This is a genomic window from Rossellomorea sp. DA94 (assembly GCF_029834455.1).
Classification (GTDB): domain Bacteria; phylum Bacillota; class Bacilli; order Bacillales; family Bacillaceae_B; genus Rossellomorea; species Rossellomorea vietnamensis.
The window spans coordinates 4,169,312-4,177,500 of the sequence record NZ_CP122397.1; the positions used below are offsets into that span (position 1 = coordinate 4,169,312).

The following is an 8,189-nucleotide window of genomic DNA, read 5'->3' on the forward strand; positions in this document are numbered from 1 at the left end:
TTCCGGTTATGGTCGAAATATTCGTTGATAATATCATAACAGAAAAATAGGGGAATTTAATGAGTATATGTAAATATGTCATAAAAAGAGCATGGGGACGTCCCCATGCTCTTTTCACTACCAAATAAGAAGGTCCGTCCCTCTGACCATTCGAAGTTTTTGACTTGGTTGAAACCATTCCAGTAAAGGAAGATCTTCGTCACACACTCTTCCCATCACATTGACTGCGGAGTTACTCTCTAAGTCACGGCGAACAATCTGCATTTCACCCTTGTAACGGCCGTACAAGTCATTATCCCGGGTAATCGTGCCCATTGGCCTCTCCACAGCATTTAGTGGCGGCACCCCTTTGTCTGTCCTCGTCTCCAATAATCGAAACACATCCCTGCCAGGATCTGGCCTGAGCTGGTACTCCCCTTCAATTTCTCCGTTTCCACTGTAACGTAACTCGATGACCTCTTCCTGATCAAAGCGCACAAGTTTTTCAAGCAGTCTTTCAGAACAGCCCGAGTCCCCGACGAATACACCCGTTATGCCCCATCGCTTCAATTGTACGGCACTGACATAAGGACTTTGCCCGCGGTGGTTTTCCAATGTGGGAAGTCCCAGATGGAGAGGACCCCGCTTCTTTTCATCGCCTGGTATGAACGCATAGACGGGAATACCGTGGAGATCATACAGGTTTTGCTGCTCCAGAAAATACTCCTCATCCAACCCCGTTTCCGGTTTCGGATAAAAGTTATGCCAGGCAATCATGTTTTCTGTTGCTAGCCCACTTTCAATCCAACCCTGAAGTTCTTTTTTCCCAACGGTACTCGCATTAATAGCGATTCGGAATTGATGGGATAAATCAAGCATCTCCTCCGTCGTGAATCCATCATCGAGCCTTAAGGCCGTGACGCCCAATTCCTTCAGTTCTTCAAAATGATGAAGTCCAAGCATAGCAGGCGTTTTCTTCGATACATCAGCAAATACCTGGAACCCTTCCCTATTAAAAAGAGAGAGGAGATCCCTCACCCGCTTGCGGCTGACACCTGATTCTTCCGGAATATGAAGAGAGGTAAAAGCGAGTTTGACACCAGAAGAAGAGGCACGAATGATCCTCTTCTCGGCATCTTCATCAGACAGATAGACGGAAATTCCAATCATTCAAACTCACTCGCCATTTCATCCTTGAACCCGAACATGTACGTCAGAGCGAATCCTGCCGCATAGGCAATCAATAATCCAAGAGTATAGTAGAGAATCTCCCCTGCATTGACTAAGAAAATCAGTGGCAATCCGGATACCCCGATGGCAAACGTTGCAACATCGAAATACGCTTGAAATGCCCCACCGAATCCTGCTCCTAAACAAGCCGTCAGGAACGGTCTTCCCAATGGAAGGGTGACACCGAAAATCAATGGCTCACCGATTCCAAGCATACCCGCAGGAAGCGCCCCGCCGATTGCCCGCTTCAGCTTCTTCTTCTTCGTTTTCATAAAGATGGCAAATGCCGCTCCAACCTGACCGGCTCCACCCATAGCAAGGATCGGTAGCAATGGATCGTCCCCAATCGTATTGATCAGTTCCAAATGCACAGGCGTCAACCCTTGATGCAAGCCTGTCACGACAAGAGGCAGGAAGGTTGCGCCAAGGACGAAACCGGCCATAATGCCACCCATGTCAATAAGAGAAAGAAGACCATTAGTAATAATATCTGAAATAAATCCGCCAACCGGCATAAATACGGTGTATGTCAATAAGCCTGTAACCAATAACGCTATCGTAGGCGTCACGATGATATCGATCGCCTGCGGAATGACCTTTCGCACGTTCTTTTCAACAAACGCCATGAAGATGGCAGCAATCAAGACACCGATCAATCCGCCCCGTCCAGGCAGCAGATTTTCTCCGAACAGTGTCACATCACCTATCGCCGGATTGATGATCAGGATTCCGGCCAAGCCACCGAGTGCCGCCGAACCTCCGAATTCCTTCGCCGCATTCATCCCGACAAGGATACCGAGATACCCGAATAATCCACTTCCGATAATGGAAAGCATCATGACAAGCTGGGATTCCCCGTTCAGCCATCCTGCCTGTACGAAGAACTTCGTGAATCCGGTGATCAATCCTGACGCAATCAGTGCAGGAATCAGGGGAATGAAGATATTCGCCACGCGTCTTAGAAGCAGCTTGAATGGCGTCGCGTTCTTTTTCTTCAGGTCGGCCTTTTGTTCTGCTGCCCGTGCCTTCAGGTCAAGATCCCCTTTTGTGGCGGCAACGAGCTTCCCGAATTCTTCCGTCACCTTATTGACCTTCCCCGGTCCCAGGATAACCTGATACGTTTCATCCTCTACAAATCCAAGGACACCCTCGGTTTTTTTGATTTCTGCTTTCTGAATGAGTTCTTCGTCGTACACTTTCACTCTTAATCTCGTCATGCAATGTTCATAGCTTGCGATATTATCAGCACCGCCAAACCGTTCCAATAGGACTCCAGCCAGTTCTTTATTCGTCAATTTCACCTTCCCCTTTCGTTCCTTCTATCGATTGAATGTCCCCCATTTAATGTCTATGAATGGGCGGGGACAAGTACCCCTATACAAATAGACTATTTTTCAATGGCCAGGCGGACATAGCCGTTGGCATCTTCAAGACGGCTCTTTGCTTCCTCGTATTCACAGCCAAGTGTAATCATCACAATCGAAGGTTTCACTTCATTATTCGCCTTCTTCAATGTCGCTGCTGCCGTTTCTTTATCAGCCCCCGTAATACTCTCGATGATGCCGATCGCCCGCTGCTCAAGCTTATAGTTACTGATATTCACATCCACCATCAGGTTTCCGTAGGCTTTCCCAAGCTTGATCATGCTTGCTGTGGAGATCATATTCAGCACCATTTTCTGAGCCGTACCCGCCTTTAACCGTGTGGACCCCGTCAGTGCTTCGGGACCTGCATCCACTTCGATGGCAAGCTCCGCTTCGGCAGAGATTTTCGAGCTCCTATTACAGGAAAGAGCCACTGCCGTCGCACCTAGCTCCCGTGCATATTTCAAGCCACCGATGACATAGGGGGTACGCCCGCTTGCTGCGATCCCGACAACCGTGTCCATAGGAGTCAATCTGATTTCTTTCAAATCCGATACGCCTAATCCCTCATCATCCTCGGCTCCTTCCACCGCTTTCACGAACGCCTTCTCACCGCCGGCAATCAGTCCGACGACGACGTCACTGTCCACGCTGAACGTCGGCGGGCATTCCACTGCATCCAAGACACCCAGCCTTCCGCTGGTGCCAGCGCCCATGTAGATCAATCTTCCGCCTTGAGAGATGGAAATCACGACCTTATCGACGACTTCTTCTATTTGTGGGATGACGAGCCGGACTGCTTCCGCCACCTTCTGATCTTCCTCATTCATCATGTGAAGAATCTCGCCGATACTCGCTGTATCGATCCCGAGCGTATTCTGATTCACCTTCTCTGTTGATAATTCAAAAACATTATCTTCTTTCACAAGTCATTCCTCCCAAAAATCTGTATGCGTTTTCATTAACTTCATTATACTCGTTTTTAAAATAATATTTCAATTACATTTTGTATTATATGAAATTAAATTTTAGAATAGACCATTCTTTTTGGTGGGAATAGTGGGGAAGTTTTCTATTTTAATAGAACAACGACAAATAGGAGTTGGAACACATTCCCTACTCCTGTTTTTTGTTATTCGGTTGTATGTTCCCTTTTAGAGGTCCGTCCCTCAAAGTTGGGGGCCGAATTCGTCCAGGTTGTGATGGGGTGAGTGGAATCCAGGCAGGTGGAGTCCGGTTTCGTTGCGGTGCATGGATGAGATGGTCGGGATGGTGGAGAAATGGGTCATGGTGATGGCTGCTCTCTCCCTCTGTCTGGTGATGACACTTTCTGAACAGTTGATTTCAAGCTGCTCTCCGTTCGTAAAATGCACATAGGTTTTTCCTTCTTTGGTGGAGGTTGATTCGATATGCTGGCAGAACAGCCACATGCAATCATAATCGGTCGGGGCCATGGTGGGTATCGCATAGATGTATTGCTGCGGGCAGATCATGAGAGGTGTTTTTCTAAGGTAGTCGAATGCATGCCGGACGGCTTTGATCCTTCCGTCGTAGGTAGACCTGTATGCCATACAGGATTCGTTCAGAATTTCCATGGAGGATTTTTCACTGTACGTCTTTCTCCTATCAAAGTCATGGATGACCGACTGCTGAACCCCATCATACGCCGGACAAATTGCCACAGTCCTTCGAGTAACCATCTCTTTTAAACCTTTCAAATCAAACACCATCCTTTTCCCTTTTTATCATAAGTCTCTATTATCAGAACCTTCTTAGATATGAGACTTTATTACTATTATATACCAATTACAGGATATTTCCATTTATATTTGTTGTTTTTTAAGAAAAATCTCACAATTTGAAGAAATGAGTATTATTTCGTCGAAAACACTCCTTGATCCATTCCATTCCACATACCTATTATGGTATATTTTTCATAGTATATTTATAAGGTCCTTTATGTTGAAAGGGGAAAATGGCTTGTTAAATGTTATTAATCTTCTAAGAAAATCGCAGAATGATTCAGTTGATGACGAACATCTGATGAATGTGTATGAGTTGTTGTTCCATCACTATCCTGATCCCTTTTATATTCTGGACGTTGACGGCAATATGATCGCGTCAAATTCAGCATTCAAAATTTTGTGCGGGAAAAAGTTTGAACGAAGCTGTTGAATAAATTGTCCATTGAGGTGGTGAAGACTCCTACTCCTGAGGATGTCTATTTATTACTGCGGATTGGATTGAATACCTGTCCATAAAATAAAAAATAAACCTTATAAGAATGGCAGATAAACATGAGGTTTATCTGCCTATTACAATTTAAATTACAAGTTCATTAAGATTTTTATCATTATTGACCTGGGGGGATGCTTTGTTTGCTATTTCATTTTCACAAAATATCATCCTTCAGTTGAAAAAGTCTTTCGAATTGCATCTTCGTATTCGGACTGCTGCACCCTGGATCTGGCATATTTTTTGGTAACGTTAATATCCTTATGCCCAGCGAGCTTAGAGACTACTTCCAAGCCCACACCCTTATCAATCAATTGCTGACAAAAGGTATGACGTAATTTCTGAGCATTCACACCGTATTTTTTTAACATATACTGCACAGACCTCTCGGTTAATCTCTCGTTGGATTTTGACACAAACAACGCCTTCTCCATAAGATCGAGCGGTAAATACTTCATAAGATGATCTTTCAGTTCATGGGATAGGGGGATGACCCTTTCTTCCCCATGAGGTGACATCACCTTCAGATTGCCTTCATGAAAATCAACATTAGACTGATCCAGTCCACAAAGCTCAGACACTCTTATCCCGGTGTGAAGGAGCATGTATACAATGGCAATGTTTCTTTCATTCTCATGCTCTCGTACTTCAGATAACAACATCTCACATTCTTTCTTCGTAAGAACATCTATTTCGTCATTCTTATCAGCCTTTTGAATCTGGATCCCCAATGTGACATGGGGTTTCTTCAAATATTTTGAAAAAGTTCTGATTGCTCCCAGAATTTTATCTGTAGTAATTGGGCTCTTTCCCTTTTCTTCTAAAAACAGGATGTAGTCCTGAACATCTCCCTGAGTCACATCTCCAAGTTTTTGGTGATTTCCCTGAAGCCAATGTTCAAATTTCTTAAGTTCTTGATGGTAAGTCGAAATAGTATTTAATGATTTCCCTTCCTGTTCAAGCCACTCTAAAAATGAATCAATCGAAGTACTAGAAGAACCTTGCAAGAGTACCACCCTTTCAGATCAAACCTCTATTTACTTAATATCGTAGAACGAATGGAAGAAGGAGTCAACTTCTCCGAATACAAGGCATTGAAATGTTTGTGATATGAGTTACGGATTAATTCTTAAACCGTTTCGCTCATGTTTTAGCATTTAGGGGGGCGGTGAAATCATGTATCATTAGATGATTGAAAATCATACCGGTTTTACGATAATCGTGCGGATGATGAGTTTTTCATGCGAGGTCGTGATTTACCATGCGACATTTCAAATAATCATGCCGGGGTGTGTGATTTTCTTTACGTTGTTCTTACTTGTACACTCATCCATCATCCCATTCCCTTCTTCATCAACAGGCAGACATTTTGACCTTAAAACTGCGTCTCTCTCAGAATGTTCTTCGAACAAAATCAAACAAAAAAGAGTAACTCCTAAGAGCTACTCTTTTTCCTATTTGCCTGGCGACGTCCTACTCTCACAGGGGGAGATCCCCCAACTACCATCGGCGCTGAAGAGCTTAACTTCCGTGTTCGGCATGGGAACGGGTGTGACCTCTTCGCCATTATCACCAGACGAATATTCAATTGAAGGATTGTTCCTTCAAAACTAGATAAAGGATTGATGTCAAGAAAGCCGAATATCGACCAATTGTTGTTCATATAAATATGACTCTTTGTGGTTAAGTCCTCGATCGATTAGTATCAGTCAACTCCACATGTCGCCATGCTTCCATCTCTGACCTATCTACCTAGTCATCTTCTAGGGATCTTACTCACTTACGTGATGGGAAATCTCATCTCGAGGGGGGCTTCATGCTTAGATGCTTTCAGCACTTATCCCTTCCGCACATAGCTACCCAGCGATGCCTTTGGCAAGACAACTGGTACACCAGCGGTGCGTCCATCCCGGTCCTCTCGTACTAAGGACAGCTCCTCTCAAATTTCCTGCGCCCACGACGGATAGGGACCGAACTGTCTCACGACGTTCTGAACCCAGCTCGCGTACCGCTTTAATGGGCGAACAGCCCAACCCTTGGGACCGACTACAGCCCCAGGATGCGATGAGCCGACATCGAGGTGCCAAACCTCCCCGTCGATGTGGACTCTTGGGGGAGATAAGCCTGTTATCCCCGGGGTAGCTTTTATCCGTTGAGCGATGGCCCTTCCATGCGGAACCACCGGATCACTAAGCCCGACTTTCGTCCCTGCTCGACTTGTAGGTCTCGCAGTCAAGCTCCCTTGTGCCTTTACACTCTGCGAATGATTTCCAACCATTCTGAGGGAACCTTTGGGCGCCTCCGTTACTCTTTAGGAGGCGACCGCCCCAGTCAAACTGCCCACCTGACACTGTCTCCCACCCCGATAAGGGGCGCGGGTTAGAATTTCAATACAGCCAGGGTAGTATCCCACCGATGCCTCCACCGAAGCTGGCGCTCCGGTTTCCAAGGCTCCTACCTATCCTGTACAAGCTGTACCAAAATTCAATATCAGGCTACAGTAAAGCTCCACGGGGTCTTTCCGTCCTGTCGCGGGTAACCTGCATCTTCACAGGTACTATAATTTCACCGAGTCTCTCGTTGAGACAGTGCCCAGATCGTTACGCCTTTCGTGCGGGTCGGAACTTACCCGACAAGGAATTTCGCTACCTTAGGACCGTTATAGTTACGGCCGCCGTTTACTGGGGCTTCGATTCGCACCTTCGCTTGCGCTAAGCACTCCTCTTAACCTTCCAGCACCGGGCAGGCGTCAGCCCCTATACTTCGCCTTACGGCTTCGCAGAGACCTGTGTTTTTGCTAAACAGTCGCCTGGGCCTATTCACTGCGGCTCTCTCGGGCTTGCACCCTACCAGAGCACCCCTTCTCCCGAAGTTACGGGGTCATTTTGCCGAGTTCCTTAACGAGAGTTCTCTCGCTCACCTTAGGATTCTCTCCTCGCCTACCTGTGTCGGTTTGCGGTACGGGCACCTTTTTCCTCGCTAGAGGCTTTTCTTGGCAGTGTGGAATCAGGAACTTCGCTACTATAATTCGCTCGCTATCACAGCTCAGCCTTCACGATGACGGGATTTGCCTCATCATCAGCCTAACTGCTTAGACGCACATATCCAGCAGTGCGCTTACCCTATCCTCCTGCGTCCCCCCATTGCTCAAACGGAAAAGAGGTGGTACAGGAATATCAACCTGTTGTCCATCGTCTACGCCTATCGGCCTCGACTTAGGTCCCGACTAACCCTGAGCGGACGAGCCTTCCTCAGGAAACCTTAGGCATTCGGTGGATGGGATTCTCACCCATCTTTCGCTACTCATACCGGCATTCTCACTTCTAAGCACTCCACCAGTCCTTACGGTCTAGCTTCGCAGTCCTTAGAACGCTCTCCTAC

The 8,189-nt window shown here is 46.4% G+C and carries 6 protein-coding genes and 2 rRNA genes (1 of these 8 cut by a window edge); 1 reads left to right on the plus strand and 7 read right to left on the minus strand.

The genetic code is table 11. The features are described 5' to 3' along the window. Positions 1–117: 117 nt before the first annotated feature. The 4 genes from P8596_RS21565 to P8596_RS21580 all read right to left on the minus strand — a co-directional run bounded on the left by P8596_RS21565 (position 118) and on the right by P8596_RS21580 (position 4,291). Positions 118–1,149 carry a MupG family TIM beta-alpha barrel fold protein gene (locus P8596_RS21565; protein ID WP_279725065.1) on the minus strand — a complete coding sequence of 344 codons (1,032 nt, stop codon included), beginning with the start codon at positions 1,147–1,149 and terminating at the stop codon, positions 118–120. Further along, positions 1,146–2,504, minus strand: a complete 1,359-nt coding sequence (locus tag P8596_RS21570) for a PTS transporter subunit EIIC (protein WP_481900309.1) — start codon at positions 2,502–2,504, stop codon at positions 1,146–1,148. The genes P8596_RS21565 and P8596_RS21570 overlap by 4 nt, the downstream gene beginning before the upstream one ends. A gap of 92 nt (positions 2,505–2,596) precedes the next feature. Further along, positions 2,597–3,499 (minus strand): N-acetylmuramic acid 6-phosphate etherase, encoded by a 903-nt coding sequence (gene murQ, locus P8596_RS21575; protein WP_279725067.1) that lies wholly within the window; start codon positions 3,497–3,499, stop codon positions 2,597–2,599. Positions 3,500–3,742: 243 nt separating this feature from the next. Then, positions 3,743–4,291, minus strand: coding sequence for a competence protein ComK (locus tag P8596_RS21580; RefSeq protein WP_279725069.1), 549 nt, complete (start codon positions 4,289–4,291; stop codon positions 3,743–3,745). A 262-nt stretch (positions 4,292–4,553) separates the two neighbouring features. Between P8596_RS21580 and P8596_RS21585 the strand changes: the two genes are divergently transcribed. Next, a complete protein-coding gene (locus tag P8596_RS21585; RefSeq protein WP_279725071.1) occupies positions 4,554–4,748 on the plus strand; it encodes a hypothetical protein in 195 nt (64 codons plus the stop codon). Between the two features lie 227 nt (positions 4,749–4,975). Here P8596_RS21585 and P8596_RS21590 read toward each other — a convergent pair whose 3' ends face one another. The 3 genes from P8596_RS21590 to P8596_RS21600 form a co-directional block, all read right to left on the minus strand. Further along, positions 4,976–5,815 (minus strand): tyrosine-type recombinase/integrase, encoded by an 840-nt coding sequence (locus P8596_RS21590; RefSeq protein ID WP_159362936.1) that lies wholly within the window; start codon positions 5,813–5,815, stop codon positions 4,976–4,978. 453 nt (positions 5,816–6,268) lie between these two features. Then, positions 6,269–6,385, minus strand: a 5S ribosomal RNA gene (gene rrf, locus P8596_RS21595). 102 nt (positions 6,386–6,487) lie between these two features. Then, positions 6,488–8,189, minus strand: a 23S ribosomal RNA gene (locus P8596_RS21600) (it continues 1,234 nt past the right edge of the window).

What these genes read in the sequence shown, in the direction of transcription:
- P8596_RS21565 (WP_279725065.1), bottom strand. Translation starts at nt 1,149, where the DNA reads ATGATTGGAATTTCCGTCTATCTGTCTGATGAAGATGCCGAGAAGAGG.